This window comes from Halomonas salipaludis, assembly GCF_002286975.1.
GTDB classification, from domain to species: Bacteria; Pseudomonadota; Gammaproteobacteria; order Pseudomonadales; family Halomonadaceae; genus Franzmannia; species Franzmannia salipaludis.
Map to the genome: position 1 here is coordinate 364,451 of NZ_NSKB01000002.1, position 26,086 is coordinate 390,536.

At 64.4% G+C, this 26,086-nt stretch carries 26 protein-coding genes and 1 pseudogene; 14 read left to right on the forward strand and 13 right to left on the reverse strand.

Going from position 1 to position 26,086, the window contains the following annotated elements; translation table 11 throughout:
- Nucleotides 1-4 precede the first annotated feature (4 nt).
- The 6 genes and pseudogenes from CK498_RS05600 to CK498_RS05620 form a co-directional block, all read right to left on the reverse strand.
- Nucleotides 5-2,599 (reverse strand): TRAP transporter permease, encoded by a 2,595-nt coding sequence (locus tag CK498_RS05600; protein ID WP_095620245.1) that lies wholly within the window; start codon nt 2,597-2,599, stop codon nt 5-7.
- Between the two features lie 174 nt (nt 2,600-2,773).
- Nucleotides 2,774-3,757 (reverse strand): TAXI family TRAP transporter solute-binding subunit, encoded by a 984-nt coding sequence (locus tag CK498_RS05605; protein ID WP_095619870.1) that lies wholly within the window; start codon nt 3,755-3,757, stop codon nt 2,774-2,776.
- 302 nt (nt 3,758-4,059) lie between these two features.
- On the reverse strand, nt 4,060-5,445 hold the full coding sequence (locus CK498_RS05610; protein ID WP_095619871.1) for a KamA family radical SAM protein: 1,386 nt from the start codon (nt 5,443-5,445) through the stop codon (nt 4,060-4,062).
- A 183-nt stretch (nt 5,446-5,628) separates the two neighbouring features.
- The gene (locus tag CK498_RS05615) at nt 5,629-6,024 is read right to left on the reverse strand and encodes a hypothetical protein (RefSeq protein ID WP_141246916.1); all 396 of its coding nucleotides are present in this window, start codon (nt 6,022-6,024) and stop codon (nt 5,629-5,631) included.
- Between the two features lie 68 nt (nt 6,025-6,092).
- Nucleotides 6,093-6,170: pseudogene (locus CK498_RS26505) on the reverse strand (TRAP transporter small permease); the annotation flags it as partial.
- Nucleotides 6,171-6,190: 20 nt separating this feature from the next.
- Nucleotides 6,191-6,721, reverse strand: a complete 531-nt coding sequence (locus tag CK498_RS05620) for a DUF192 domain-containing protein (protein WP_095619873.1) — start codon at nt 6,719-6,721, stop codon at nt 6,191-6,193.
- 140 nt (nt 6,722-6,861) lie between these two features.
- Between CK498_RS05620 and CK498_RS05625 the strand changes: the two genes are divergently transcribed.
- Together CK498_RS05625 and CK498_RS05630 are read left to right on the forward strand one after the other, a co-directional pair.
- A complete protein-coding gene (locus tag CK498_RS05625) occupies nt 6,862-7,350 on the forward strand; it encodes a molybdopterin-dependent oxidoreductase (RefSeq protein WP_176475728.1) in 489 nt (162 codons plus the stop codon).
- 74 nt (nt 7,351-7,424) lie between these two features.
- Nucleotides 7,425-8,936 (forward strand): GGDEF domain-containing protein, encoded by a 1,512-nt coding sequence (locus CK498_RS05630; RefSeq protein WP_217987692.1) that lies wholly within the window; start codon nt 7,425-7,427, stop codon nt 8,934-8,936.
- Here CK498_RS05630 and CK498_RS05635 read toward each other — a convergent pair.
- From CK498_RS05635 to modA, 3 genes are read right to left on the reverse strand one after another with little or no spacing between them, the layout of a single operon-like run.
- Complete coding sequence (locus tag CK498_RS05635; RefSeq protein WP_095619876.1) at nt 8,909-10,069, reverse strand: ABC transporter ATP-binding protein; 1,161 nt, start codon at nt 10,067-10,069, stop codon at nt 8,909-8,911. The two genes, CK498_RS05630 and CK498_RS05635, sit on opposite strands and share 28 nt — an antisense overlap.
- The gene (gene modB, locus CK498_RS05640) at nt 10,062-10,730 is read right to left on the reverse strand and encodes a molybdate ABC transporter permease subunit (protein ID WP_076748956.1); all 669 of its coding nucleotides are present in this window, start codon (nt 10,728-10,730) and stop codon (nt 10,062-10,064) included. The genes CK498_RS05635 and modB overlap by 8 nt, the downstream gene beginning before the upstream one ends.
- Entirely contained in the window at nt 10,730-11,530 is an 801-nt protein-coding gene (modA, locus tag CK498_RS05645; RefSeq protein ID WP_095619877.1) for a molybdate ABC transporter substrate-binding protein, read from the reverse strand. Before modA ends, modB begins: the two co-directional genes overlap by 1 nt.
- A gap of 163 nt (nt 11,531-11,693) precedes the next feature.
- Between modA and CK498_RS05650 the strand changes: the two genes are divergently transcribed.
- Nucleotides 11,694-12,317 (forward strand): ABC transporter ATP-binding protein, encoded by a 624-nt coding sequence (locus tag CK498_RS05650; RefSeq protein ID WP_095619878.1) that lies wholly within the window; start codon nt 11,694-11,696, stop codon nt 12,315-12,317.
- Nucleotides 12,308-13,114, forward strand: a complete 807-nt coding sequence (locus CK498_RS05655) for an ABC transporter permease (protein ID WP_095619879.1) — start codon at nt 12,308-12,310, stop codon at nt 13,112-13,114. Before CK498_RS05650 ends, CK498_RS05655 begins: the two co-directional genes overlap by 10 nt.
- Nucleotides 13,115-13,236: 122 nt before the next feature.
- On the opposite strand, the gene CK498_RS05660 is transcribed toward CK498_RS05655, so the two are convergent.
- Both CK498_RS05660 and CK498_RS05665 read right to left on the reverse strand, forming a co-directional pair.
- Nucleotides 13,237-13,605 carry a phasin family protein gene (locus tag CK498_RS05660; RefSeq protein ID WP_095619880.1) on the reverse strand — a complete coding sequence of 123 codons (369 nt, stop codon included), beginning with the start codon at nt 13,603-13,605 and terminating at the stop codon, nt 13,237-13,239.
- Between the two features lie 103 nt (nt 13,606-13,708).
- Nucleotides 13,709-14,233: a gamma carbonic anhydrase family protein gene (locus tag CK498_RS05665; protein WP_095619881.1), complete on the reverse strand. Its 525-nt coding sequence runs from the start codon at nt 14,231-14,233 to the stop codon at nt 13,709-13,711.
- A gap of 164 nt (nt 14,234-14,397) precedes the next feature.
- On the opposite strand from CK498_RS05665, the gene CK498_RS05670 reads away from it, so the two are divergent.
- The 3 genes from CK498_RS05670 to CK498_RS05680 are packed head-to-tail and all read left to right on the forward strand — an operon-like array spanning nt 14,398 to nt 17,115.
- Nucleotides 14,398-15,441 carry a LacI family DNA-binding transcriptional regulator gene (locus CK498_RS05670; RefSeq protein ID WP_095619882.1) on the forward strand — a complete coding sequence of 348 codons (1,044 nt, stop codon included), beginning with the start codon at nt 14,398-14,400 and terminating at the stop codon, nt 15,439-15,441.
- Between the two features lie 22 nt (nt 15,442-15,463).
- Nucleotides 15,464-16,447, forward strand: coding sequence for a sugar kinase (locus tag CK498_RS05675; protein ID WP_095619883.1), 984 nt, complete (start codon nt 15,464-15,466; stop codon nt 16,445-16,447).
- Entirely contained in the window at nt 16,444-17,115 is a 672-nt protein-coding gene (locus CK498_RS05680; protein WP_095619884.1) for an HAD-IA family hydrolase, read from the forward strand. Before CK498_RS05675 ends, CK498_RS05680 begins: the two co-directional genes overlap by 4 nt.
- 7 nt (nt 17,116-17,122) lie before the next feature.
- Here CK498_RS05680 and CK498_RS05685 read toward each other — a convergent pair whose 3' ends face one another.
- Both CK498_RS05685 and CK498_RS05690 read right to left on the reverse strand, forming a co-directional pair.
- Complete coding sequence (locus tag CK498_RS05685; protein WP_095619885.1) at nt 17,123-18,361, reverse strand: amino acid deaminase; 1,239 nt, start codon at nt 18,359-18,361, stop codon at nt 17,123-17,125.
- A 30-nt stretch (nt 18,362-18,391) separates the two neighbouring features.
- Nucleotides 18,392-19,153, reverse strand: coding sequence for an IclR family transcriptional regulator (locus CK498_RS05690; RefSeq protein WP_095619886.1), 762 nt, complete (start codon nt 19,151-19,153; stop codon nt 18,392-18,394).
- A gap of 166 nt (nt 19,154-19,319) precedes the next feature.
- Between CK498_RS05690 and CK498_RS05695 the strand changes: the two genes are divergently transcribed.
- The 7 genes from CK498_RS05695 (at nt 19,320) to CK498_RS05725 (ending at nt 25,933) form a co-directional block, all read left to right on the forward strand.
- On the forward strand, nt 19,320-20,159 hold the full coding sequence (locus tag CK498_RS05695; RefSeq protein ID WP_095619887.1) for a transporter substrate-binding domain-containing protein: 840 nt from the start codon (nt 19,320-19,322) through the stop codon (nt 20,157-20,159).
- A gap of 79 nt (nt 20,160-20,238) precedes the next feature.
- Nucleotides 20,239-20,904 carry an amino acid ABC transporter permease gene (locus CK498_RS05700; RefSeq protein ID WP_095619888.1) on the forward strand — a complete coding sequence of 222 codons (666 nt, stop codon included), beginning with the start codon at nt 20,239-20,241 and terminating at the stop codon, nt 20,902-20,904.
- 1 nt (nt 20,905) lies between these two features.
- Nucleotides 20,906-21,580: an amino acid ABC transporter permease gene (locus CK498_RS05705; RefSeq protein ID WP_095619889.1), complete on the forward strand. Its 675-nt coding sequence runs from the start codon at nt 20,906-20,908 to the stop codon at nt 21,578-21,580.
- Complete coding sequence (locus tag CK498_RS05710; protein ID WP_095619890.1) at nt 21,577-22,341, forward strand: amino acid ABC transporter ATP-binding protein; 765 nt, start codon at nt 21,577-21,579, stop codon at nt 22,339-22,341. The genes CK498_RS05705 and CK498_RS05710 overlap by 4 nt, the downstream gene beginning before the upstream one ends.
- Nucleotides 22,342-22,419: 78 nt before the next feature.
- Nucleotides 22,420-23,901 (forward strand): N-acyl-D-amino-acid deacylase family protein, encoded by a 1,482-nt coding sequence (locus tag CK498_RS05715; protein ID WP_095619891.1) that lies wholly within the window; start codon nt 22,420-22,422, stop codon nt 23,899-23,901.
- Nucleotides 23,898-24,290 (forward strand): RidA family protein, encoded by a 393-nt coding sequence (locus CK498_RS05720; RefSeq protein ID WP_095619892.1) that lies wholly within the window; start codon nt 23,898-23,900, stop codon nt 24,288-24,290. Before CK498_RS05715 ends, CK498_RS05720 begins: the two co-directional genes overlap by 4 nt.
- Nucleotides 24,291-24,433: 143 nt before the next feature.
- Nucleotides 24,434-25,933, forward strand: coding sequence for a sodium:solute symporter family protein (locus tag CK498_RS05725; RefSeq protein ID WP_095619893.1), 1,500 nt, complete (start codon nt 24,434-24,436; stop codon nt 25,931-25,933).
- Nucleotides 25,934-26,086: the final 153 nt, after the last annotated feature.

Sequence of the window (26,086 nt, forward strand, 5' to 3'; positions counted from 1 at the left end):
GGCGCTAGGCGGATGCCGTCTGCGCCGGCGTTGGTTCACGACGGCGACGCTGCAACACCACCACCAGCCCAAACAGCAGGAAGCCGGGGATCCACATCCACTCCTTGGCCCAACGATCCACCGGGGCAAGGATCTCGAGGATCTCCTGGTCGAAATCGAAGCCGATATCGGCGGCCAGGCTACCGAACTCGACGAAGTCGACGATTGCCTGGTCGCCGTCGACGTAGAGCTCGAGCCCGAGATTCTCGAGACGCTCGGCGCCGCTGTCACCCGCCGGCACCGGCACCAGCAGATAGGTGGTCATGGGATCGCCGAAGGCATCTTCGCCGGCAATCTGCACGCGCATGTTGCTGCCATCCTCGATATCGTCCAGGGCCTGTTCGAGCTGCGCCGGAGGCACCGACTGATAAGGATCATGGATGATGTCCATCCAGTAGCCCGGGCGGAACAGGGTAAAGGCCACCAATAGCAGCAGCAGGCTCTCGTACCAGCGGTTGCGCACGATCATGAAGCCCTGGGTCCCGGCGGCGAAGATCAACATCGCGATGGTCGAGATGATGAAGATCACGATGCCCTGCAGGAAGCTCACGTCGATCAGCAGCAGGTCGGTATTGAAGATGAACAGGAACGGCAGTGCCGCGGTACGCAGGCTATAGTAGAACGCCTGGAAACCGGTGCGGATGGGGTCACCGCCGGATACCGCCGCGGCGGCGAACGAGGCCAGGCCCACCGGTGGCGTGACGTCGGCCATGATGCCGAAATAGAACACGAACAGGTGCACCGCGATCAGCGGCACGATCAGACCATTCTGCTGGCCCAGCATCACGATCACCGGCGCCAGCAGCGCCGAAACCACGATGTAGTTGGCGGTGGTCGGCAGACCCATGCCGAGGATCAGGCTGAGCACCGCGGTGAGCAGCAGGATCAGCATCAGGTTACCCATGGACAGGATCTCGACCACATCGGCCAGTACCAGGCCGACCCCGGTCTGAGAGACCGCACCGACGATGATGCCCGCCGCGGCGGTAGCGATACCGATGCCGATCATATTGCGGGCACCGGCCACCAGGCCGTCCCAGAGATCCAGGAATCCTTCCTTGATATCCCCCGCCAGGCGACTGCGACCGCGGAACAGCGCAGTGATAGGCCGCTGGGTGATCATGATGAAGATCATGAACACCGTGGCCCAGAACGCCGACAGCCCCGGAGACAGGCGCTCGACCATCAGGCACCACACCAGCACGATAACCGGCAGGATGAAGTGTAACCCGACCATTACCGTCGGCCTGGTCTGGGGCAGCTTGAGCACCTTGGAACTGGGATCATCCATCTCCAGCTCGGGATAGTTCGATCCCACCTTGAGCAGACCGATATAGATCACCGCCAGTGCCACGCCCACCACCCAGGGCGTGGCATCGCCAAGCACCGGCTTGAGCCACCCGAGGCCGTAGTAGACCGCAAACGACAGCGCCATCAGCAGTATCAGGCCGGTCAGGAAGCCGAGCACCTTGTTGATCAGCGGGCGCGCCGGGTTGCTCGACGGCAGACCGGTCATGTCGGCCTTGAGCGCCTCGAGATGGACGATGTAAATCAGGGCGATATAGGAGATCAGCGCCGGCAGGAAGGCGTGCTTGATCACCTCCACATAGGGAATGCCAACATACTCGACCATCAGGAAGGCGGCCGCGCCCATTACCGGCGGCATGATCTGGCCATTGACCGACGAGGAAACTTCGACGGCACCGGCCTTCTCGGCCGAGAACCCGACCCGTTTCATCATCGGAATGGTGAAGGTGCCGGTGGTAACGGTGTTGGCGATCGACGAGCCAGAGATCAAACCGGTCATGCCCGAGGCGACTACCGCGGCCTTGGCCGGCCCGCCCTTGTAGTGGCCGAGCATCGAGAACGCGACCTTGATGAAATAGTTGCCAGCGCCGGCCTTGTCGAGCAGTGCACCGAATAGCACGAACAGGAACACGAAGCTGGTCGACACCCCCAGCGCGATACCGAACACCCCCTGGGTGGTCAGCCACTGGTGATTGATCAGCCCCGCCACGCTGACCCCGCGGTGGGCGAGCAGCCCGGGCATGTAGGGGCCCAGCAGAGAATAGAGAATGAAGACAGAGGCGACGATCATCAGCGGCGGGCCCAGCGCCCGCCGGGCCGCCTCGAGCAGCATGATGATACCTACTACGCCGACTACCACGTCCTGAGGCTCGGGCCGTCCGGGGCGCTGCGCCAGCTCGGCGTAAAACAGGAACATATAGGCGCCACAAAAGGCCGCGACGCCGGCAAATACCCAATCCTGGATCGGGATCCGGTCACGCGGTGAGCGCTTCAGGGCTGGATAGGCCATGAAGGCCAGGAACAGCGCAAAGGCCAGGTGAATCGAGCGCGCCTGGGTGGCATTGAATACCCCGAAGCCCAGGATGTAAGGCAGCGGTGAGGCAAACCACAGCTGGAATAGCGACCAGGTCGCGGCAATGCCGACCAGTAGTTTGCCCGGCATGCCTACCGGCTTGCGCGCTCCAGAATCGCTGGCCGCTACCATCTCGTCCAGATCGACATCGTTTGCCGGCGCTTTTTTGTCAGCACTCATACGCTTGCCCTGCCCTTGGCCGAGTGACACGGATGCACTCTATCCACTCGAAGTTGCTTGACGTCATGTTCAGTTCAATCTCGGATCATCATGTCCAAAACCACAATGCGCGGCCTCCCGTCAGGGGTGACCGCGCATCGTCAGGTGGAGTCGGTTACTCCTGGCGTGCCAGGATCACTCCTCGATCCAACCCTGCTCCACGTAGTAGCGCTTGGCACCGTCGTGCAGCGGTGCAGTCAGACCATCGGAGATCATGTCCTCTTCGTTGAGGTTCTCGAAGGCCGGGTGCAGGCGCTTGAAGCGATCGAAGTTCTCGAACACCGCCTTGACGGTCTCGTAGACCACGTCGTCGTCGACGTCAGCAGTGGTGACGAAGGTCGCCGCTACGCCGAAGGTCTCGACGTCCTCGTCGTTGCCGCGATACAGGCCGCCGGGGATGGTGGCACGAGTGTAGTAGGGGTAGTCGTCGATCAGACCGTCGATCTCGTCGCCGGTCACCGGCACGATGCGCGCATCGATGGTGGTGGTGGCTTCCTGGATCGAGCCGTTGGGATGGCCGACGACGTAGACCATGGCGTCGACGTTGTTGTCGGACAGCGCAGCAGCCTGCTCGGCGGCGTCCAGCTCGGAGGCCAGCGCGAAATCGTCAGTGGTCCAGCCCTTGGCGTTCATCACCACGTCCATGGTGTTGCGCTGGCCAGAGCCCGGGTTGCCGATATTGACGCGCTTGCCCTGCAGGTCGTCGAAGGTTTCGATGTCGGAGTTGGCACGCGCCACCACGGTCAGCGGCTCACCGTGCATGGTGAATACCGCACGCATGTCTTCCCAGGCACCGTCGTCCTCGAAGTTGGCTTCGCCGTGGTAGGCACGATACTGGACATCGGACTGCACCACGCCCATGTCCAGCTCACCGCTCTTCATGCCGTTGACGTTGGCCACGGAGCCACCGGTGGACGGCGCGTTGCAGCGAATGTTGTGGTCGTCGCTACCACGGTTGACCATGCGACACACCGACTGGCCGACGACGTAGTAGACGCCGGTCTGGCCACCGGTGCCGATGGTGATGAACTGCTCGTTGGCCACGGCGGGCGTGGAGAAGGCCGCAGCACCGAGGAGCGCGCCGGAGAAGGCGGCGGCAGTGAAGGCATGGCGTTTCATTGTACACCTCTTGAAGTTGTAGACGACGCGACCGGCGATCCTGCCGAACGCTTGCTGCCAGGGACAATTACCCTGCGTTACGATAGCCCTAGCATACTTATAGCCTCTTTGCGCGGCATTGAGCCAATCGACACTTCGCGTGAAGCGGCTACAGGGCCAAGGATACCGTCATTGACGGTGCGCTACTTTAGCGAAATTTCCTAAAAAAAACAGGTACCAGCACGAGCCAATCTGCGGCTCGGCCGATACCCGTTCAGTCTAGGTGTCATCTGCGTTTAGGGATCGTTAATTTTGGCTTTCTTTCAAGACGCCTTCATGATCAAAGCCTGCTTGTCGTCCTTCATCGCCGCGAACTCGGCCTCATAGAAGAACTCGCTCTCCCCCAGCGCCGGTTCCAAGTGGTTGAGCCAGGTGGCGTTCTCGTCGTACTTGGCGAAAAAGGGCCGCTGCACCCAGTCATTGTCGCGCCCCTGGATGAAGCGCAGCACGAAGACCTTCTCGCCCTTGATCTCGGCCACCCCCTGAATCTCCACCTTGCCCGGATCGGCGGACATCGATGGCCCCCGCGCGGTACGTGCCAGGCCCGGCACCGTTTTGATGGCCTCGCGATAGATCTCGTAGGCGCGCACCAGCGGCACTTCAAAGTAGTGGCGAGCACCGGTGTCACGCTCGACGAACATATAGTAGGGGATCATCCCCAGGCGTACCTGGGTGGTCCACATCTTCGCCCACTGCTCGGCGTCGTCGTTGATGTGCTTCAGAAGCGGCGCCTGGGTGCGAATCTCGGCACCGGTGGCACGGATACGGCGAATCGCCTCGCGGCAGATGGGGGTGTCCATCTCCTTCCAGTGATTGAAGTGCGCCATGAAGGCCACGTGCTTGCCAGCAGCCGTCAGCTCGCGGAACAGCTCAAGGATATCCTCGGCGTCGGGGTCGGTGACGAAGCGGTAGGGCCAGAAGGTCAGGCTCTTGGTGCCGATGCGGATGTCCTGGACGTGATCCAGCTCCGGGGCCATCAGCCCCTCCAGGTACTGGCGCAGGTGCTTGGCCTTCATCACCATGGGGTCGCCACCGGTCATCAGCAGATCACGCACCTCGGTGTGTTCGGCCAGGTAGCGGTGCAAGGAGCCCGCTTCGCTGGAGGCGAACTTGAGCTCCTTGTCACCGACGAACTGCGCCCAGCGGAAGCAGAAGGTGCAGTAGCTGTGGCACACCTGGCCCTGGCTTGGGAAGAACAGCACCGTCTCGCGGTACTTGTGCTGCATGCCGGGCAGCGGCTCGCCGTCGAGCAGCGGCAGGTTGAGGTCCATCTGCCCCGCCGGGTGCGGATTGAGCTCACTGCGCACCCGCTCGATCACCGGCTTCATCTCGGCCGTCGACGCATCGCGACGCACTAGCTCGGCGACCTCGTCGAAGTGCTCGGGGCGCAACATGCCGCGCTGGGGAAAGGTGAGCTGGAAGACCGGATCCGCGGGCACATTGTCCCAGTCGATCAACTCCTCGATCACGTATTCGTTGACGCGAAACGGCAGTACCTGGCTGACCACCCGCATGTCGAAACGCAGGTCCTCAGGCAGAGACTGGAGCGCCTCGATCTTGTCGAGTTGGCGATGGGTGTAGACCTTGAACTGGCGTGCCTCGAAGGCGCTAGCGGATCTTTCGAGGTCGGCATTCACTGGCTGATTCATGCCATCTCCTGTTTATTCTGCGCGGCGCGCGCGGGCCAGCTGCGCTCTGCAGGTGACAGGCAGCGGCGCCGTGTGGCGTTCATCGGGGATGGCCATTGGTACAGGCTAGGGTAAGGGGTTGCAAGTTTCTGCGCGTATTTGCAACGAATGTCGCCAATCACACGCTCAAGTGCGACAAATGCTCTACCGGCAGGCGCGCCGATAGCGGGCCTCCAGCTCGCGGCGCTCGCGCAGCTGGCGCGTACCGACGGTGGTGTCGGCGCGCAGGCGTTCCAGTCGCTCGGCCAGCGCCCGGCAGTCGAGCACCAGCGGTTCATCGGGGGCCTGCGGGCTAGCTGGCACACCAGGCTGAGCCGCCTGGGGCAGCAGCTCGAGGGGAATCACTACCTCGACCCGTGGCCGTGGACGGGCCTGGGGGGCGTGCTCCCCACGTCGCGACTGGCGCTGCCGCCCATCACGCGCCTCCCTGGCCTGATGCGGCTCACCCGCCTGCCAGCCAGTGCGCTGAGCCTCGAGCGGCGCCGACGCCAGCATCGCTAGCAGTGCAGCACAGCCTGTCATCACAACGCCTATTCGCATGCCGCCCTCCCCGTTATCGTCACCCTGTCCCAGGTTATAGCTCAGCACCCGCGGCAGCCATAGGGAAACTTCGGGTCGGTGGGCAGCGCTCGCTCCAGCAGGCCGATGCGGATATGGCCGTTGCGGCGCAGAGCCACCGAGGCGCCGAGTATTCGGCCCTGCTGTGCTACACCCCCTCGTCCAGCTCGGCCAGGCACTGCAGGGCCGCCGCGGGGATCGCCACGCAGTCGCCCTCCTCGATGCCGTGCTCGGTGAAATAGCCGGCATTGACCTCTAGCGCGGCGATATAGCGAGCGTTGGGGCGCGTCACCGGGCATTCGCTCGGATCCGATGACGTGCAGGGCTGCATGCTGGCGATGGTCGAGATACGTCCCTGCTCGTCGATAAAGGCGATATCCAGCGGAATCCGGGTGCGGTACATCCAGAAGCCGTTGCGCGACGACTGCGGCTCGGCGTAGACGAACAGCATGCCGGCATCGCTGGCCAGTTCGTCGCGATCCATCAGCCCCCGGGCGCGCTGGGCAAAGCTCTCAGCCAGCTCGACCTCGAGCTTGTGCGGCCCGTGCTGGCTATGGATGGCGAGGGTATCGCGGGCAAAGTCCATGGGCTGGCCAGCGTCGGACTGCGCCAACAACGCCCTGGGCATCATCAGGGTAGCGCTCATGCCGAGCAGTAGCTGGCGGCGGGTCAGGTTCATCCTTCATCCTCTGGTGTTTGAGCGGTACTCAATTTAGGGTGCTCGCACAAGGTGCTACAGCTTAAGCTAGGTCCCGCCGATATTACTGCCAGAACAATGCCCAGAGGAAATCGATAATGAACCTGAAGGAGAGAACTGGCATGCACCGGGTCATCACTAGCCTCTTGCTGACTGGCCTGATCCTGGCCTTTGGCGCCCAGGCAGCGCCACCCCGCGATATGCCGATTCTTACCATTCACCCTGGCGCAGGAGGCACTCCGCATGTACTCAGTGTGGCCGACCTGGAAGCATACCCACGGCGCAGTGTGACAGGCCTGATTCCCGATGTCGGCGATCACGAGGCCGAATGGACAGGAGTCTCCCTGGCCTCGCTGCTCCAGGGGTTGGGCGAGCCCTGGCCTGCTCGAATCACCGCCAGCGCCATGGACAGCTATCGCGAAACCATCCCCGGTAGCGACCTCGAGCACTACGATCCGATCATCGCCTATCAGCGCAATGGCGAGTACCTCAGCATCAGCCAGCGTGGCCCGCTGGTCATCATGTACCCCTATGGCGAGCATCCTGAACTACTGACCCGCGTTTTTTTCAGCCGCACGGTGTGGCAACTCGATGAACTGAGGCTAGAGTGAGGCCACTCATGCAGCCCAGCCGCCCCCGTCACCATAAGCTGGCCATGCTGGCGCTTCTATCTACGCTAGCGACAATGATCTTGGCCACGGCCTATAGCCTGGTCACCGTCAATGCCAAGTATGCGAAGTACTCTGCTCCGGGGATGCATACCGAAGTGTGGCAGAGCTATCAGCTGCACTCGGAAACACGCCGATTGAGCGACACCGCCAACCGCGTGCTGGCTGGCGAGGCGACGGCGCCTGAACTGATCCAGCGCCTGGGGGTAGCGAAGAGTCAACTCGCCCCGCTGCAGCATACCCGGGTCTTCGACTATCTACCCGAGGCGCATGCTGAACTACCCGAAACCCTCGAGCACCTCGACTCGCTGCTTCAAGCCTGGTCGTCACGCCTCTCGTGGCAGGACACCTCCCAGGCCATCCAGGTCGCCGACGAGATGGCAGATCAGCTACCGACCATGCTGGGCCCCACCCACGACATCATCGTCAGTGCCAATATTGCCGTGGCCAGCCGTCTCGATGCCGAACGCCACGACCTCAAGCGCACCTTCCAGCGACTGGTATGGGTGCTGCTGCTCTTGGGTACAGGCAGCCTGCTGCTGGCGGCCAAGCTATTCAGAGACTACCGCCATACGCTGCACCTGACACGCGAGCTCGGCACCCTCAACCAGTCGCTGGAAGAGCGTGTCGCCGAGCGTACCCGGCGCCTCGAGGAGCGCAAGGCACTGCTCGGCATCATCCTCGACTCGAGCCCGAGCGACGTGGCCCTGCTCGGTGCCAACGACCAGCACGCCTACTATATCAGCGACACCCTTCGGCAACGCGCCAGCACCAATGACAGTGGCTTTCTCGAGTCGCTATTCGTCGATTCGCACCAGTACACACTCTTCATGCAGCGGCTGGCCACGAGCCAGGCGTTCGACAACTGGGAGGCACGCCTCGATCCCAGGTCGCCATACTGGGCGCTGCTCTCGGTACGCCACCTCGAGATCGACTCGCATCGTGCCTGGCTGATCTGGAGCCTGGACATCAGCGAGCGCAAGCGCATGGAGCATGAGCTCAAACAACTGGCGACCACCGACTCGCTGACCGGTCTCGCCAACCGGCGCACCTTCCTGCGCCAGGCTATCAAGCAGCTGAGACGCTCGCTACGCGAAGCCAACCCCTGTTCGGTACTGGTGATCGACATCGATAATTTCAAACGCATCAACGACCAGCACGGCCACCAGGTGGGCGATACGGTGTTACAAGCGGTCGCCCGGCGGCTCGACAAGCACCTGCATCCACGGGGCCCGCTGGGCCGACTCGGTGGCGAGGAGTTTGCAGCGCTGGTCAAGGACGCAGATGGCCGCGCTGCGTGGGAGATCGCCGAGGCGTTGCGCGACGATGTCGAATGCCTGACCCTGCAGGGCGAGGATGGACGGGCCATACCGGTGACCATCAGCATTGGCATCGCCACCCACAGCGGGCAGGACACCAGCCCCCAACACCTGCTGGTAGAAGCCGACAAGGCGCTGTACCTGGCCAAATCAAGGGGCCGTAACCGCTGCGAAACGCTCGATCAGTCGAGTCCGGGGCCCTCGTGCTGACCTTCCGATAGGCGCCTCGGCCCGGCATCGGGCATGACGTGCAGGCCCGCGGCCAACAGCGATACACCCACTGGCTCACCGCGGGACAGGCCATTGCGCCGCGCCGCATGGGTGGCGATCTCGAAACGCAGGCTATCGCGAGTATGGGCAAAGCTCAGGGTGACCTGGGCGATGCCGCCGAGCACGATCATCTCACTGACCCAGCCATGCACGGGGTTCTCGCGCTCACCGCGAGAGGGCCGCGCGCGCCGGTGAAGCACGACATCCGAAGGCGGAACATACCAGTGCAGCTGGTCGCCACTCGCGACGTTTGCCGGCAGCTCGGCGGTGAGCCGGTAGGGGCCCCACTGCACGCCGCTCTGCCCATCGTTGCCGCGCAGCGCCTGCCCCTCGAAGACATTGTGCTTGTCGAGCAGGCGCGCTACCTGGGGCGACACCGGGCGGCGAAACAGTGCCTCGGCGGTGCCGCTCTGCAACGTCTCGCCGGCGTGCAACACGCACAGCCGGTCGGCCAGCGCCGCGGCCTCCTCCAGGTCGTGGGTGACCAGCATGATGGGAATGTCGATCATCTCGCGCAGCTGGGCCAGCTCGCGCTGCAGACGCCGCCGGGTGACCTGGTCCACCGCCGAGAACGGCTCATCGAGCAGCAGCGCCCGCGGCTCGCGGGCCAGCGCCCGGGCCACCGCCACCCGCTGGCGCTGGCCGCCGGACAGCGCCGCCGGGTAGCGCCCCTCGAGCCCCTCGAGCCGCACCTGGGCCAGCCAGCGTGACGCACGCGCAGCACGCTCGCCCCGCGGCACATGATCCATTGCCGCCATGACGTTGGCCTGAGCGGTGAGGTGGGGAAACAGCGCGTAGTCCTGGAATACCAGGCCGATACGTCGCCGCTGCGGGCTCAGGCAGACGCCGCCCTCGGCATCGAACCAGGTCTCCCCGGCGCAGCGAATGCTCCCGCGCTCAGGCCGATAGAGGCCGGCGATGGCACGCAGCAGGGTGGTCTTGCCGCCGCCGGAGGGGCCCACCAGCGCCAGCAGCTCGCCGGGCGCGCAGTGGAAATCCGCGGCCAGCGGAATAGGCCCGGCCTGCTGCAGCCGCACCTCGAGGCCTTGTGGCGGGGAAGACGGCTCAGACATGCAGCCCCCTGCCGCGGCGGGCAAGGCCGTAGACCACGCCGATGGTCACGAAGGAGACCGCCAGCAGGATCGCCGACATGATCCCCGCGCCGGCCTCGTCGAAGGCCTGCACGCGGTCGTAGATCGAGATCGCCAGGGTGCGCGTCTCGCCGTCGATGGAGCCCCCCACCATCAGGATCACCCCGAATTCGCCGAGGGTGTGGGCGAAGGTCAGCGCCAGTGCCGAGATCAACCCTGGCCATACCAGCGGTAGCTCGATACGGGCGAAGGTCTGCCATGGCGAGAGGCCGCAGCACCAGGCCGCTTCGCGGACGTTGCTCGGCACCCCCTCGAAGGCGCGTTGGATGGGCTGCACGGCGAACGGCAGGTTGACCACCAGCGAGGCCAGCAGGATACCGCTGAAGGTGAAATTCAGGCCGCTGCCGGTCAGCCGCTGCCACAGTGCGCCAAACGGTGCCTCGACGCCGAATGCCAGCATCAGGTAGAAGCCCAGCACGGTGGGCGGCATCACCAGCGGCAGTGCCACCGCCGCCTCGCACAGCGCCTTGCCGCGAAACCGGCGGGTCGCCAGGGTTCGCCCCAGCCATAGTCCAATAGGGATCAGTAGCAGGCAGGTAAAGACCGCCAGCTGCAGCGAGACCGTCAGCGCACGCCAATCCATCAAGGCGTCTCACCGCCTGACGGCACGCTGAAGCCGTACTCGGCGAGCATCTCGCGCGCCTCATCCTGCTGCAGATAGGCGTAGAAGGCCCGGGCGGTCTCGCCGGCACCGTCGATCAGCACCATGCGCTGGTTGAGCGGCGCGTGCCACGCCTCGGGAATCAGCACATGGTCCGCGCGTGCCGCCAGCGCCGGCGCCAAGGCCAGCGAATAGGCCACCAGGCCGCCGCGGGCGTCACCGCCCAGCGCGAACTGCGCCGCCTGGGAAACATTCTCGCCGAGCACCTTGAGCGGCTGCATCTCGGCCCACAGGCCGGCATGCTCCAGTGCCTGCTGCGCGGCCACGCCGTAGGGCGCATGCTCGGGGTTGGCCAGGGCGATGCGCGCGCGCCCTTCTCCCGCCTGCAGGCTGGCTATCGCAGCCTGCACCGCGGCCAGCGGCGCGTCGTCACCGGGCAGGTCATCGCGCCCGGCCGGCTGTAGCCATACCAGCCGCCCCACTGCATAGCGCACGCCGGCATCGACGGTATGCCCGTCGGCGTGGAGCGCCTCGACGTAGGCCTCGTCGGCGGAGAGGTAGAGCTCGAAGGGCGCGCCCTGGGCGATCTGGCGGCGGAAGTTGCCCGACGAGCCGAAGTTCAGGCGCAGTGCCTGGCCGGTCTCGGCGGTGAAACGCTCGGCGATGTCCTCGAGGGCGAACTGCAGGTCCGAGGCGGCGGCCACCGTTGGCACCCCTGCGTGGGCCAGGCCAGGCAGCCAGGCCAGCAACACCATCAACAGCCCGCGCCGAATTCCCTGCATGTCGTATCCTCATGTTTCTGCCGTGTCGCCATTTCAGCTGACCGATTGGTCAAATTGCATCACCTGGATGAATTGTCGACGATGCACGCTCCTAAGGCAAAGCACCGACGCTCGCCCCATCCGCGGGCCAAGCGGCCTGCCATCCACTATCGAGTTCCATGCCATGAAGCAGCCGCCACTCCTGAGCCTTGACGACATCGCGATCGGCCAACTGCACGCGGTCTCTCTGGAGATCGCCGCAGGCGACATCGTTTGCCTGTCCGGTCCCAGCGGTTCGGGCAAGACGCGACTGCTGAGGGCGATTGCCGACCTCGAGCCCCACGGCGGTGAGGCCTGGCTAGGCAATATAGCGCGTAGTGACTGGCGCGGCAGCGACTGGCGGCAGCGGGTCATGCTGATTCCGGCAGACAGCCAGTGGTGGTACGAGCGGGTCGGCGAGCACTTCCCGGCCCCGTGCTGCGAATCGCTCAAGGCTAGCCTGGCGCAGTTGGGCTTTGCTGCTGATACCCTCGACTGGGACGTGGCGCGGCTATCGTCAGGCGAGAAACAGCGCCTGGGACTGCTGCGCGCGATCGCCCACCGGCCCAAGGTGCTGCTGCTCGACGAACCCACCGCCAACCTGGATGCCGACAATATCACCCGCTGTGAAGCGTGGCTGCGCCAGCAGATTCGCGACACGCCGCTGGCAGCGCTGTGGGTCGCTCACGACATGAACCAAATTGCCCGGGTGGCAACGCGCCACCTGCACATTGCCGACCAGCACCTGGAGCCTCAAGCATGGAAGTGATCGATCTGGCCTGGTGGCAACTGGGGCTCGCCGCACTGCTGGTGATAGCGCTGGCCGGTTGCACTGCCATGAGCCGACTCGGTGTCGGCCGCAGCCTGCTGATCGCCGCCACGCGGACGGTGATTCAGTTGACACTGATCGGACTGGTGCTGGAAGCGCTGTTCACGGTGGCACACCTGCACTGGGTCGTACTGATGTCGCTGGCCATGCTGCTGATCGCCGGACGCGAAGTCATGGCACGCCAGAAACGTCGCCTGAAAGGCGGCTGGGCGTTTGGCATCGGCACGCTATCGATGTTCGTGTCGTCGTTCACCGTCACCGTGCTGACCCTGACGGTTATCGTCGGACCCGAACCGTGGTACACGCCGCAGTACGCCATTCCGCTACTCGGCATGATGCTCGGCAACACCATGACCGGGGTAGCACTGTCGCTGGATCGCCTGACCGACAGCGTATGGCGCCAGCGCGCGGTAATCGAGAACCGCCTGATGCTCGGCCAACGCTGGCAGGAAGCGGTGGGCGACCTGCGCCGCGAGGCGATGCGCAGCGGCATGATCCCGACCATCAATGCGATGGCCGCCGCCGGCGTGGTCAGCCTGCCCGGCATGATGACCGGGCAGATCCTCGCCGGCAGTCCGCCGTCGCTGGCCGTCAAATATCAGATCCTGGTGATGTTCACGATTACCGTGGGCACCGGCTTCGGCACCATGGCAGCAGTGGCTGCCGGCAGCCGACGCCTGTTCGATGAACGCGAGCGTCTGCGACTCGACCGGCTGTCGCGAAGCGCAGACAAATAGTACTCAGTTGATACATACGACAAAGCAGGCCAAATGGCCCGCCAACAGCACACAGAAAAAAAGCCGCCACCCTCTCGGGTGGCGGCTGATTCAACACGACGCCATATGGCGCGAGTCGAGCGTTACTTGGCGGCCTTGCTGGCAGCCTTGGACGCGGTCTGGATGTTCTCTTCAGCCAGCTTCTGGCCTTTCTGAACGAAATCCTGGTTCAGCGCGACGACTTTCTCTGCATCGCCCTTGACGCGCTCGGACAGCTCTTTGGCCACCTTCTGCTGGCCTTCGACGTAAGTACGCAGACCTTCCGCATCCTTGATGTCGAGCATGGCGCGTGCCTGGCTCATGCTGACGTCGCTATAGGACTTGACCGCTTCGTACTGGGTGTTCAGCAGCTTTTCGGCGTAGTCGATGCTCAGTGCCGCATAGGCACGGGCCGGACCGAAGAACATGGATTCGAACTGCTGAGTGGCTTGATCGATAGTTGCGTTGCTCATGGGACACCTCCGTAGGTTTCGGGAGCGAAGGCTTTTCGTCCTTCGTTGCAGTGCAACATAGCAGAGCATTTTGTGCAGTGCAACATCGATGGCGGAGATTTTCTCAATCGATCCGCTCCAGGGTCTCGCGATGCACCCGGCCACGCTCAACGTACTTGTCGGCGCCCTTCTGCATGGCGGCGATGGCCTCGTCGCTCAAGGTCTTCACCACCCTGGCCGGCGCGCCGAGGATCAGCGAGTTGTCGGGGAACTCCTTGCCCTCGGTGACCACCGCCCCGGCGCCGACCAGGCAGTTCTTGCCAATCCTGGCGCCGTTGAGCACCACCGCCTGAATGCCGATCAGCGCACCGTCGCCGACGCTGCAGCCGTGCAGCATCGCCTGGTGGCCCACGGTGACCCGCTTGCCCACCGTCAGCGGGTAGCCCGGATCGGTGTGTAGCACCGCCCCCTCCTGCACGTTGCTGCCTTCGCCGATCTCGATCAGCTCGTTGTCGCCGCGCAGCACCGCCTGGTACCACACGCTACTGCCCTTGTGCAGCGCCACCCGGCCCATCACATCCGCGGTTTCGGCCACGTAGCTGTCGGCGTGCACCTCGGGGGTCATGCCATCGTAGCGATAGATCGCCATTTCATCTCTCCTTTTGGGACTCAGCCTATGACCTCCCATTGATACCCCATCGATGCCGGCCTCGACCATAGCGCCTTGGTGGTGGGTGGCATCTAGGGGTTTGCCGCAACGGCCAGGAAGAGTTAGGATGGGAACGTTACCATTGCCACTGGATAGCATCACGCATGGCCGATCGCGCCCCTACCCTGCATGACGTCGCCAGCGCCGCCGGCGCCTCCAAGACCAGCGTGTCGCGCTACTTTGGCGACGAGCGCGAGAGGCTGTCGGCGGCGCTGCAGGAGCGCATTGCCACGGCAGCCGAACAGTTGGGGTTTTCACCCAACCGCATGGCTCGCGGCCTCAAGGGGGGGCATTCGCGGCTGATCGGCATGCTGGTGGCAGACATCCGCAACCCCTTCTCGGTGGCGGTGATGCATGGCGTGGAACAGGCATGTCGCCAGCACGGCTACTCGCTGATGCTGTGCAACACCGATAACGCCCCCTCCCAGGAGCGCGAGCACCTGGCGCTGCTCGCCTCCTACCGGGTCGAGGGGCTGGTGATCAACCCGACCGGCAGCCACCAGCCGGCGCTCGACGCCCAGACCATTCCCACGGTACTGCTCGACCGCCGCCTCGACCACGCACGTGCCGATGTGGTGGGGCTCGATAACCGCCTGGCCATCGAGATGGCCCTCGACCACCTAGCCGCGCAGGGCTACCGCGAGGTGTTCTATCTCAGCGAGCCTGCAGCCCAGGTCAGCTCCCGCGAACAGCGCCTGGCAAGCTTCCGCCACGGCCTGGCACCGCGAGGACTGCGCGGTGAGGTCCACTGCCAGGCGCCGGACTGCGCCGACGAGTCACTGCAGGCCGCGCTCAGCGCATTTATCCAGCGCCCGGCCGCGGCGCCAAAAGCCGTGCTATGTGCCAACGGCAACATGACCCTGGCCGCCACCCGTGCCTTCCACGCCCTGGCGATTCGCCCTGGCGCCACCGGCCTGATGGGGATCGATGAGCTCGACTGGTGTGGGCTGGTCGAACCCGGCATTACCACCCTTGCCCAACCCACCGCGGCCATCGGCCACAGCGCAGTCGCATGCTTGCTAAAGCGCCTGGCCGACCCCGCCCGCGCCATCGATGACATCCAGCACTCCCCAACGCTGATGGCACGCGGCTCGACCGCGGCCGGCACGCCACCCCAGCCACCACCAGCGGCCTCCTCTGGCCGTTGACTCATGCGGAGACGACTCACCCATGCCTAGCCCTACCCCCCCCGAGATCCTTACCTTCGGTGAGGCCATGACCATGTTCGTCGCCGAGACGCCGGGCGCGCTGGCCGAGGTCGAGCGCTTCCGGCGCAGGATCGCCGGCGCCGATACCAATGTCGCCATTGGCCTGGCCAGGCTCGGCTTCGGCGTCGCCTGGCTGAGCCGCGTCGGCGACGACGGATTCGGCGAGTTCATCCGCCGCACCCTGGAGCAGGAAGGGCTGGATTGCCGCCACTTGGTCAGCGACGCCATCAACCCCACCGGCCTACTTTTCAAGGAGCGCGCGGAGGATGGCCAGGATCCCCGGGTCAGCTACTTCCGCCGCGGCAGCGCGGCAAGTCAGCTGTGTTGCGACGACGCCAGTGACCTCGACCTCAGCGCCCTCAGGCACCTCCACGCCACCGGCATTCCTCCCGCCCTCTCGTCCAGCGCCCGGGCGCTCTCCCACCACCTGCTGGCCCAGGCCCGCGCCGCCGGTGCGAGCATCTCCTTCGACCCCAACCTGCGCCCCAGCCTGTGGCACAGCGAAGAGGAGATGCGTGACACCCTCAATCGCCTCGCCGCCCAGGCCGACTGGGTGCTGCCCGGCCTCGCCGAGGGGCGGCGGCTGACCGGACGGGAATCCCCCGAGGGCATCGCCGACTTCTATCTAGAGCGCGGTGCCAAGGCGGTTGTCATAAAGCTGGGCCCCCAGGGCGGTTACTATCGCGGCACGCTCGGCGGCCGCGAACAGAGCCTCAGTGTGCCCGGCTTCGCGGTGGCCGAGGTAGTCGATACCGTGGGCGCCGGCGACGCCTTTGCCGTTGGCGTGATCAGCGCCCTGCTCGATGGGCTCGATCCGCGTCAGGCCGTGCTGCGCGGCAACCTGCTCGGCGCCGAGGCGGTCAAGGTCATCGGCGACATGGAAGGGCTGCCCGATCGCCAGCGACTCGAGGCCCTCATCGCCACGCATCCGGAGACATTTGCATGACTACCCCACTCTGCCTGCTGTTCGATTCCGACGGCACCCTGGTCGACAGCGAGATACTGCTCGCCGAGGTCATGGCCGAGGTGCTGCCGCGCTTCGGGCTACCCTTCACGCCGCGCCAGTATATGCAGGAGTTTCGTGGCGTCCGCTTCCTGACCATCGTGCTCGCCCTCGAACGGCGTCATGGCACCCTCGACGCTGCGCGCCGCGAACGCTTGGAGCAGGAGATGCGCACCCTGATGGAGCGGCGCATGCGCGCCGAGCTAATGCCCATCGCCGGCATGGCCGACGCCCTGGCGGCACTTGACGCCCACCCCAAGGCGGTGGTCTCCAACGGCCCCGAGGCCAAGATTCGCTGTGCGATGGAGAGCGTGGGTTTCAGCCATCATTTCGAGGAGCGGCTGTTCAGCGCCTATACCCTCGAGGTGTGGAAACCGGATCCGGGCCTTTTTCTGCAGGCCGCCGCCAGCATGGGCTATCCACCGGCGCGCTGCGTGGTGATCGACGACGCCTCGGTGGGCGTGGCCGCCGGCCTCGAGGCCGGCATGCAGGTGATTCACCTCAACCGCTTCCCCGCCGCCGAGACCACTCCCGTCGGAGCCATCGCCATCCATCACGCCAGCGAGCTGCCCGCGGCGGTGGCCCGCCTCACGGCGGACGCGATGGTCTAGCGCGACTTCAGAAGTAGGTCGCCAGAGCCTCCTTGACCGTCAGGGTGTCATCGACCAACAGCAGCTGGCGCCACTTGTCGAAGGTGAGGCAGGGGTGAGAGGTGCCGAAGGCGATCACATCGCCGACGGCGATAGGAGTATCTTGGGGAATCGCCAGGAAGACGTGCTGATCCATGATGTGCGTCGTGTGCCAGGCCGTGACGTCAGCCGGAACCATGCCCGCTTCCGGTTGCGAGGCCAAGGGATAAAGCCGCAGCGGTAGCGGCAAGTCCGGCTCGTGGCCGATATCACGCTTGCCAAGCGCGATAATGGCAAGCCCCGGTTCGGGTAGCGACTGGACATGGGCGAAGACTTCCAGCGCTGGCTGTAGCTCGCCTTCGAGGTGCGGATGGCGCGCCTTCACGTCGGCCATGGCGCCAGCATATAACTTGTGATCATGCACCACATAGCAGCCCGGCCGCAGCACTGGTGTGTAGTGCTCGCGCAACTCGGCCTCGTCGAAGGCCTCGGCAATCAGGTCGAACCACTTGGAGCCAGACGCAGTGACGATCGGTGCCTCGCAGGCGAGCACACCGCTGGCGTGCAGCGCCCTGACGGTGTCGACCAACCGCTCGCCGTAGGCGCGGACCGCGGCGACCTCGTCACCGCCGGCGATCATGCCCTCGTACCCCTCGACCCCCACCAGCCGCAGGGCCGGCTGCTCGGCGATGGCCGCCACCAGTGCCTCGACCTGGATGGCATCGCGGCAACCGCAACGCCCCCCTGTCACGCCCAACTCGATCAGTACCTGCAGCTCGAGCCCTCGGGCGGCGAAGAAAGGCCCCAATTGGCCAACATTCTCAACACTATCCACGACACAGTAATAGTCGGCGCCGCCCTCGATCAGCTCGGCGACGATGCCCATATTGGCCTCGCCCACCAGCTGGTTGGCCATCAGCAGCCGACGCACCCCATGCACGAAGGCCGCCCGGCACTGCGATGCCGTGGCCAGAGTGATGCCCCAGGCACCGGCCTCGAGCTGACGCCGGAACAGCGCCGGCGCCATGGTGGTCTTGCCGTGGGGCGCCAGCCGCGCGCCATGGGCCTCGGCGAAGCGCTGCATCCACGCCAGGTTATGGGCCAGCGGCGCCTCATGGATCACCGCCGCCGGCAGCGGCACATCCCCAAGCAGTTTGCAGGGAATGGCAAGAGGAGTGCCTTTCTGCGGCAACACCGAAGAAGATGTTAAAGGAGTTGCTTCGTTCATGGTCTGTCTCCAGACAGGGGGCAGCGGGTATCACTCTCCGCTGGAGAGCGAACAGGACGCCTCACGCAATGCCGCAAGCAAGGTCTCCCGGCGGGTCTCATCGGCATCGCGGCCGACGGTGAAACAGAGGGTGGCCCGGGCCGGGCCGGCACCCTCGTATACAGGAACGGCCATGCAGCAAGCAAAGCTGTCGACCAACCCCTCGGTCATGGCGTAACCCCGACGACGCGTCGACTCGATATCGGCGATGAAGCCCTCGATATCGATACGCTCGCCGCTGGGAAGAACGAAATCTTCCTCCGGTATCAGCCCCAGCATCGCCTCCCGACTCATCCCACCGAGCAGCACCCGACCGGATGCGGTCCATGGAATCGGCACCTTCACACCCACTTCAGAGCTGATACGAAACGGCCGAGCGCCATTCTCGTTGAGCATGACGGTGTACTTGTCGCCATCCAGCATGCACAGCTGAGTGGTCTCATCGAAGCGCGCCGATAGTTGACGCATTACTGGTCGGGCACGGCGCAGAAGATCGTTGTGATCGGCATAGTCGAGGCCGAAATAGTGCATTGCCCGGCCGAAGAAGATCCGGCCATCGCTAGTCGTCTCCAACCAGCCCGCTTCACTTAGCAGGCTGACCAGTTCGTATACGCTCGACCGCGGTGCGCCGGTCGCCTCAATCAGCTCCTTCGGCGTCATCGGTTGCCGATGCAGATGAAGCTGCTCACACAGAGAGATGACGCGATCGACGCCACGGGCACGGGGGGACGATGTGGTGTTGGAGCGGCTCATATCACCTCGTTGATGAGTACATAGGCCCCAGTCTACCCCTCTGTGGCGGCAGCTGGTTAACCCACTTGCGCAGCGCTAATGAATGGGTGCAGTATAACTCTATCCGATAAACCAGACAACGGTCTGATATACCGGACAACAACAGCAACAAGATGAGCCTACTTCCATGAAAACGACTCTCAAAGCATTTGGCGCTATTGCGGCGCTCACCCTCCTCCCCTCTCTTGCCGCCACAACGGCTCAGGCCGATACCCTGCGGACGGTGCTCGATCGAGGCGAACTCATCGTCGGTACTGGTAGTTCGAACCCTCCCTGGCACTTCACCGATAAGGGGCAGACCGTAGGGTTCGATGCCGATATCGGTCATATCCTGGCCCAGGGCCTGTTCAACGACCCCAGCAAGGTCCGCTTCGTCAATCAATCATCGGATGCCCGCATCCCCAACCTGTTGACGAATAAGGTCGATATCTCCTGCCAGGGGATGACGGTCACATCTGCCCGCGCCCAGCAGGTCGCGTTCACCGTGCCCTACTACCGGGAGGGCGTCGGTCTGCTGGTGCTCGAGGGTAGCGACTACGGCAACTATGACGCACTCCAGGACGCTGGCGACGACATTACCGTCGCAGTACTACAGAACGTCTATGCCGAAGAGATGGTTCACCAAGCGCTGCCACAAGCAAGGGTCGATCAGTATGAGAGCCAAAACCTGATCTACCAGGCACTCAACTCGCGTCGCGCCGCCGCCGTCGCCACCGACCTGTCGACGTTGAAGTGGTACATGAAAAACAACCCCGGTCGCTATGCCGATGCCGGCTACAGCTGGAACCCGCAGTCCTATGCCTGCGCCGTCTCACCCGATGACCAGCGCTGGTTGAACTTCGTCAACACCACCCTCGAAGAAGCCATGTACGGCGTCGAGTTCCAGCGCTATGCCGACGCGTTCGAACAGTGGTTTGGCGAGCGTCCTCCTGCCCCGCAGACCGGCTTCCCCGCTGAAATGCGCTAACCCGGCCCGCTGACGTTGCCTGGCAGCTCCTTGCCCGGCAACGTCCCACTACACTGCTTCCTCGTGCAGATGGACCGACATGAACTATCACTTCAACTTCGCCCCCATCCTGAATCAGTGGCCGTTGCTGCTCAGCGGTATCGGCCTCGGCCTGCTGTTGGCGCTAGTATCGATCGCCATCGGTTCCGTTCTAGGGCTGGTAGTGGCCTTCGCCAGCCGTGCCCCAAGCCGCTGGCTGCGCAGCCTAGCCTTTACCTGGATCTCGATGCTTCGCAATCTACCGATCCTAGTGATCGTGCTGTTCCTGTTTTTCGGTATGCCGCAGTTGGGGCTGTCGCTGGACAAGATCACCAGCTTCATCGTGGCCTTGTCGCTCTACGCCAGCGCCTACATGGCGGAGGTCTTTCGCGGCGGCCTGTTGAGCGTCCCCCAGGGCCAGACCGAAGCCGGACAGGCGATCGGCCTGACGTCGCTTCGCATCAAACGCTATATCGTGCTGCCGATCATGTTTCGCAACGCACTGCCCGCGTTCGGCAACAACTTCATTTCCCTGTTCAAGGACACCTCCCTGGCTGCCACCATCGCGGTTCCCGAGCTGACCTACTACGCCCGCAAGATCAATTCTGAAACCTTCCGGGTGATCGAGGTCTGGCTCGTCGCCTCGCTGCTCTACATCGCCTGCTGCTTCGCCATCACGCTGGTGCTGAGGGCGATGGAGAAGCGATTGGTGCTGGAGAAAAGCTGACATGGAATGGGATTACTTTCTGAATCAAGTGGTCGCCAATCGCGCTGCCCTGGTGAACGGTACGGCGATCACCTTCGCGGTGTCGCTGATCGCGATCATGGCTGGAACCGTGCTCGGCATGGTGATCGGCATCGCGGTCACCTACGGTGGCAAACCACTCAAGTGGCCGGCCCGACTCCACATCGACATCATTCGCGGTACGCCCGTGCTGGTTCTGGTGCTGGCGACGTTCTACGTCTCCTCCGCCGTGGGCCTGAATCTCACCGCTTTCCAGGCGGGTGCACTGGCACTCACGCTGTTCTGCTCATCTCACGTCGGGGAGATATTGCGGGGCGCCCTGCAATCGTTGTCGCGCGGGCAGATCGAAGCCGGCCGGGCGATCGGCCTCACCTTCGGCAGCATTTTTCGCTACATCCTGTTCCCCCAGGCGTTGCGTTACGCCCTGCCGACCTGGATCACCGCCGCGGTAGAGATGGTCAAGGCCTCGACGCTGCTGTCGGTGATCGGTGTCGCCGAGCTGCTACTCACGACCCAACAGATCATCAGCAACAACTTTCTCAACATGCAGTTCTACCTGCTGGCCGGGGTGATCTATTTCCTGATCAACTTCGCCATCGAGCAGGTTGGGCGTTTCATCGGTCGGCGTCTCGACCAAGCGACGAGGAAAACGGTATGACCCCTATCGTGGAAGTGCGCGACTTACACAAGCGGTTCGGTGAACTCGACGTACTGAAGGGCATCGATTTCACGGTCGCCGAGGGTGAGGTCGTGTCGATCATCGGCGCCAGCGGTTCCGGCAAGACCACCCTACTGCGCTGCCTCAACCTGCTCGAGGAGTTTCACCAGGGCGAGGTACTGATCGGCGGCGAAACGATTGGCTACAGCATCCGACGTGGCCAACGGGTCCGAATCCGCGAGCAGGAAGTCGCACGTCAGCGTGCGATGACCGGCATGGTGTTCCAGGCCTTCAATCTGTTTCCGCACATGAGCGCGCTGGACAACGTCACGCTTGGGTTGACCAAGGTTCGCGGCATGCCGAGGTCCGAGGCGGTCGAGCTGGCGGATCACTGGCTCGAGCGGGTGGGCATGCTCGAGCGTCGGGATCATCGCCCTTCCCAGCTCTCCGGTGGCCAGCAGCAGCGTGTGGCCATTGCCAGAGCCATCGCCATGAACCCCAAGGTGATGCTGTTCGACGAAGCCACTTCCGCACTCGACCCAGAGCGCGTCGGCGAGGTGCTAGAGACGATTCGATCCCTCGCCCAGGAGGGCATGACCATGGTGTTGGTCACGCATGAGATGCGATTCGCGCGGGACGTCTCCGACAAGGTCGTCTTCATGGAAGCAGGCAGAATCGCCGAACAGGGGCCGCCCCAGCGGTTGTTCCTGCATCCCGAGTCGCCGCGCCTGCAGGCGTTTCTTAAGACCTCGTCGTTCTAGATTTCGCAGCAAAGCCATATTCGGTCTACGCCCTTCGCACCTCCTGGGCGACTGCCCGCCAGCCATTGGGAGACAGACATGCCCGACGACCTGCTGATCCGCAATGCCATGCTACTCGACGGTAGCGGCGCTCCACCCTTCGCTGGTGACGTGGCGATTCGCGGCGGGCGCATCATGGCAATCGGCATCCTGAAGGGCCGCGAGGCGACGACCGTCATCGATGCCGATGGTCGCTACCTGGCACCGGGGTTTATCGATGTACATACCCATGACGACACCAACGTGATCCGCACCCCGGACATGCTGCCCAAGCTCTCCCAGGGGGTGACCACGGTGGTGGTGGGCAACTGCGGCATCAGCGCCAGCCCCGTGTCCCTCGCAAGCGAGGTCCCCGATCCCATGAACCTGCTGGGGCGGGCCGAGGATTTCCGCTACCCAAGCTTCGCCACCTATGCCGAAGCGGTAGATAAGGCAGTGCCTAGCGTCAACGTCGCCGCCTTGGTGGGCCACACCAGCCTACGCAGCCAGGTGATGGATGACTTCGCACGCCCCGCCCAAGCGAGCGAGATCGCCGCAATGGAACGCCTGCTGCGCCGGGCCCTGGACGAGGGCGCCCTAGGGCTCAGCTCGGGGCTCGCCTACCGCAACGCCTTCCATGCCCCCACTGCGGAGATGGCACCGCTGGTGGCCGCCGTGGGCGAGGCCGGCGGCATCTACACCACTCATCTGCGCGACGAGTTCGCCGGCCTGCCGGGCGCCATGGACGAGGCCTTCGCCACCGCCCGTCACGGCCGGGTGCCGTTGGTGATCTCGCACCTCAAGTGCGCTGGCGCCGGCAACTGGGGCGGCGCCCCCCACGCCCTGAAGAAGCTGGAAGATGCCGCCCGCCACCAGCGCGCCCACTGCGACTGCTACCCCTATACCGCCGGCTCCTCGACCCTCGACCTGGGCCAGGTCAGCGACGAGATCGAGATCACCATCACCTGGTCCGAGCCGCATCCCGAGCAGGCGCGCCGCCCGCTCACGGCAATTGCCGAGGAGTGGAAGCTGTCGCTGCTGGAGACCGCCGAGCGGCTGCAGCCGGCCGGGGCGGTCTACCACAACATGAGCGAGGACGACATGCGCCGGGTGCTGGCCCATCCGCTGTCGATGGTCGGCTCCGACGGTCTGCCCAACGACCCCCATCCGCACCCGCGTCTGTGGGGCGCCTTCCCCCGGGTGCTGGCCCACTACAGCCGCGACCTGGCGCTGATGCCGCTGGCCGAAGCGGTACGCAAGATGACTGGGCTCTCGGCGGCCAACTTCGGCCTTACCGACCGCGGCGTGATCCGCGAGGGGGCCTATGCCGACCTGACGCTCTTCAACCTCGAGACCCTGGAAGACACCGCCGACTACGCCACGCCCATCGCCCCGGCCCAGGGCATTGAGTTGGTGGTGGTCAATGGCACGATCGCCTACCGCCAGGGAGCGGCCACCGGCGAGCGCGCCGGGCGCATGCTGCGCCGCACCCGGCGTATCCCCAATACCCTGACCCAAAATAGCAAGGAGGAATCTCAATGAGCATTACCCGTTACGGCGTCGAAGGCGGCGTCGGCACCGGCGGCCAGAAGCTGCCCTTCGCCCGCGCCGTAGAAGCCGGTGGCTGGCTCTACGTTTCCGGTCAAACGCCGATGACCGACGGCGAAGTCGTCGAGGGCGGCATCGTCGCGCAGACTCGGCTCGCCTTCGACAACTGCCTGACGATCATGACGGAGGCCGGCTATGGCGTGGAGGACGTGGTGCACGTCACCGCGGTACTCACCGACGCCCGCTATTTCTCGTCCTTCAACAAGGTGTTCCGCGAGATCTTCGGCGACCACCCGCCGGCACGCATCTGTAGCGTCCAGGACCTGGTGGTGGACTGCAAGGTGGAGGTGGACGTGAAGTGCTTCCGGGCCGACCGGGCCTGAAGAGAGGGTGCCGTGCTCCCGGCAAGGAGCACGGCACCAGACCGCCGGCGGATGTTTCCTGACAGACGATGCCCGCCGACGATCGAGACATTGCTTACCACCGGCCGCGGCAACGGCCGGGCAAACAACGATAAGAGGCTACCATGAACAGTCATATATTCCTCGGCACCTTTGTAGTGTACGTCGCCGCCATGATCGGTTTCGGCTGGTGGATCTCGCGCCACAAGCGCGGCAACGGCGACGACTTTCTGCTCGGTGGGCGCAGCGTGCCCCTCTTTCTGACCATCGGCACTACCGTGGCGACCATGGTCGGCACCGGCTCGAGCATGGGCGCAGTGGGCTTCGGCTATGCTAACGGCTGGGCCGGCGCGCTCTACGGCATCGGCGGCGCCGTCGGTGTACTGCTGCTGGCGCTGCTATTTGCCCCGGTGCGCAAGCTGCGCTTCATGACCATGAGCGAGGAGCTCTCCTACTATGTGGGAGCCAATCGCCTGGTGCGCTATCTGGTGGCAGTGCTCATCTACGTCGCCTGCATCGGCTGGCTAGGAGCGCATATCCTCGGCGGCGGCCTCTACCTGTCATGGATGGCAGACATCGACCTGACCACCGCACGCATTCTGGTGGCACTGGGCTTCGGTATCTACTGCGTGATCGGGGGCTATTTTGCCGTGGTCTGGACCGACACCATTCAGGCGGTGATACTTTTCGCCGGCTTCCTGCTGATGGCGGTACTGGCGCTGGTGGAAGTGGGTGGATTCAGCGGGCTCACAGCGAGCATGGACGCCGGCGCGGCGAGCTTCCTCGGGATCGGGGCCATAGGCGGCCTGCCAGCGCTATCGCTGGCCGCGGTGATCGCCGTGGGCGTGCTAGCGACGCCCTCCTTCCGCCAGCGCATCTATTCAGGCGAGTCGGTCGCTTCGGTACGCCGCTCCTTCGTGATCACCGGCGTACTCTATCTGGGCTTCTCGATCATCCCGGCGATCATCGGCATGGCCACCCATGCCCTCAATCCGGGCCTGGACAACAGCAACTTCGCCTTCCCCTTTCTGGCCACCGAGATCCTACCACTGGGCCTCGGCCTGTTGCTGCTGGTAGCGGGGCTGTCGGCAACCATGTCCAGTGCCAGCTCGGATGCCATCGCCGGGGTCTCGACACTGATGCGTGACCTCTACGTGCTGGCCACAGGCCATACCCCCTCGGCACGCAACGTAGTACGTTTCTCCCGGATCGCGCTGGTAGCCACTATCGGCCTGGCGTTGGCTTTTGCCCTGACCTCGGACAATGTGATCACCTATATCACCCGCATGATCTCCACCATCATGGCCGGCCTGTTGGCCTGCGCTCTGCTGGGCCGCTTCTGGCCGCGCTACAACTGGCAGGGTGCCGTGGCCACACTGGTCAGCGCCTCAGCTACGTCACTTGGGATCATCGCCAACGCCGACTGGAACGCCTACTGGGGCAACCCCAGCATCCCGGCAGTGTTGGCATCTCTAACGGTAGGCATGGTGGTCAGCTTGCTCACACCGGCGCCACGCACCACGCCGGAACAGGCCCTGGCGATCCTCGATGAGGAGCGTCGACGCATGGAGCAGGCCCCCGAGGCAGCTCTGAGCGAGGGCCAGATCGCCGCCACCGGCCGCTAAGGAAACACTGATTTATTGCTGCGCTCGATATCCTGGCCGCCGGCGGTGCTCGGAATCCTCATGTAGCAGGCTACACTCCGGTTCCTGCGCTCCGGCGGCGACCAGCCTCTCTTCGCTCGCGACATAAATCAGCGCTCCCTAACTGTTCCAGAG

What these genes read in the sequence shown, in the direction of transcription:
- CK498_RS05600 (WP_095620245.1), bottom strand. Translation starts at nt 2,599, where the DNA reads ATGAGTGCTGACAAAAAAGCGCCGGCAAACGATGTCGATCTGGACGAG.
- CK498_RS05605 (WP_095619870.1), bottom strand. Translation starts at nt 3,757, where the DNA reads ATGAAACGCCATGCCTTCACTGCCGCCGCCTTCTCCGGCGCGCTCCTC.
- CK498_RS05610 (WP_095619871.1), bottom strand. Translation starts at nt 5,445, where the DNA reads ATGAATCAGCCAGTGAATGCCGACCTCGAAAGATCCGCTAGCGCCTTC.
- CK498_RS05615 (WP_141246916.1), bottom strand. Translation starts at nt 6,024, where the DNA reads ATGCGAATAGGCGTTGTGATGACAGGCTGTGCTGCACTGCTAGCGATG.
- CK498_RS05620 (WP_095619873.1), bottom strand. Translation starts at nt 6,721, where the DNA reads ATGAACCTGACCCGCCGCCAGCTACTGCTCGGCATGAGCGCTACCCTG.
- CK498_RS05625 (WP_176475728.1), top strand. Translation starts at nt 6,862, where the DNA reads ATGCACCGGGTCATCACTAGCCTCTTGCTGACTGGCCTGATCCTGGCC.
- CK498_RS05630 (WP_217987692.1), top strand. Translation starts at nt 7,425, where the DNA reads ATGATCTTGGCCACGGCCTATAGCCTGGTCACCGTCAATGCCAAGTAT.
- CK498_RS05635 (WP_095619876.1), bottom strand. Translation starts at nt 10,069, where the DNA reads ATGTCTGAGCCGTCTTCCCCGCCACAAGGCCTCGAGGTGCGGCTGCAG.
- modB (WP_076748956.1), bottom strand. Translation starts at nt 10,730, where the DNA reads ATGGATTGGCGTGCGCTGACGGTCTCGCTGCAGCTGGCGGTCTTTACC.
- modA (WP_095619877.1), bottom strand. Translation starts at nt 11,530, where the DNA reads ATGCAGGGAATTCGGCGCGGGCTGTTGATGGTGTTGCTGGCCTGGCTG.
- CK498_RS05650 (WP_095619878.1), top strand. Translation starts at nt 11,694, where the DNA reads ATGAAGCAGCCGCCACTCCTGAGCCTTGACGACATCGCGATCGGCCAA.
- CK498_RS05655 (WP_095619879.1), top strand. Translation starts at nt 12,308, where the DNA reads ATGGAAGTGATCGATCTGGCCTGGTGGCAACTGGGGCTCGCCGCACTG.
- CK498_RS05660 (WP_095619880.1), bottom strand. Translation starts at nt 13,605, where the DNA reads ATGAGCAACGCAACTATCGATCAAGCCACTCAGCAGTTCGAATCCATG.
- CK498_RS05665 (WP_095619881.1), bottom strand. Translation starts at nt 14,233, where the DNA reads ATGGCGATCTATCGCTACGATGGCATGACCCCCGAGGTGCACGCCGAC.
- CK498_RS05670 (WP_095619882.1), top strand. Translation starts at nt 14,398, where the DNA reads ATGGCCGATCGCGCCCCTACCCTGCATGACGTCGCCAGCGCCGCCGGC.
- CK498_RS05675 (WP_095619883.1), top strand. Translation starts at nt 15,464, where the DNA reads ATGCCTAGCCCTACCCCCCCCGAGATCCTTACCTTCGGTGAGGCCATG.
- CK498_RS05680 (WP_095619884.1), top strand. Translation starts at nt 16,444, where the DNA reads ATGACTACCCCACTCTGCCTGCTGTTCGATTCCGACGGCACCCTGGTC.
- CK498_RS05685 (WP_095619885.1), bottom strand. Translation starts at nt 18,361, where the DNA reads ATGAACGAAGCAACTCCTTTAACATCTTCTTCGGTGTTGCCGCAGAAA.
- CK498_RS05690 (WP_095619886.1), bottom strand. Translation starts at nt 19,153, where the DNA reads ATGAGCCGCTCCAACACCACATCGTCCCCCCGTGCCCGTGGCGTCGAT.
- CK498_RS05695 (WP_095619887.1), top strand. Translation starts at nt 19,320, where the DNA reads ATGAAAACGACTCTCAAAGCATTTGGCGCTATTGCGGCGCTCACCCTC.
- CK498_RS05700 (WP_095619888.1), top strand. Translation starts at nt 20,239, where the DNA reads ATGAACTATCACTTCAACTTCGCCCCCATCCTGAATCAGTGGCCGTTG.
- CK498_RS05705 (WP_095619889.1), top strand. Translation starts at nt 20,906, where the DNA reads ATGGAATGGGATTACTTTCTGAATCAAGTGGTCGCCAATCGCGCTGCC.
- CK498_RS05710 (WP_095619890.1), top strand. Translation starts at nt 21,577, where the DNA reads ATGACCCCTATCGTGGAAGTGCGCGACTTACACAAGCGGTTCGGTGAA.
- CK498_RS05715 (WP_095619891.1), top strand. Translation starts at nt 22,420, where the DNA reads ATGCCCGACGACCTGCTGATCCGCAATGCCATGCTACTCGACGGTAGC.
- CK498_RS05720 (WP_095619892.1), top strand. Translation starts at nt 23,898, where the DNA reads ATGAGCATTACCCGTTACGGCGTCGAAGGCGGCGTCGGCACCGGCGGC.
- CK498_RS05725 (WP_095619893.1), top strand. Translation starts at nt 24,434, where the DNA reads ATGAACAGTCATATATTCCTCGGCACCTTTGTAGTGTACGTCGCCGCC.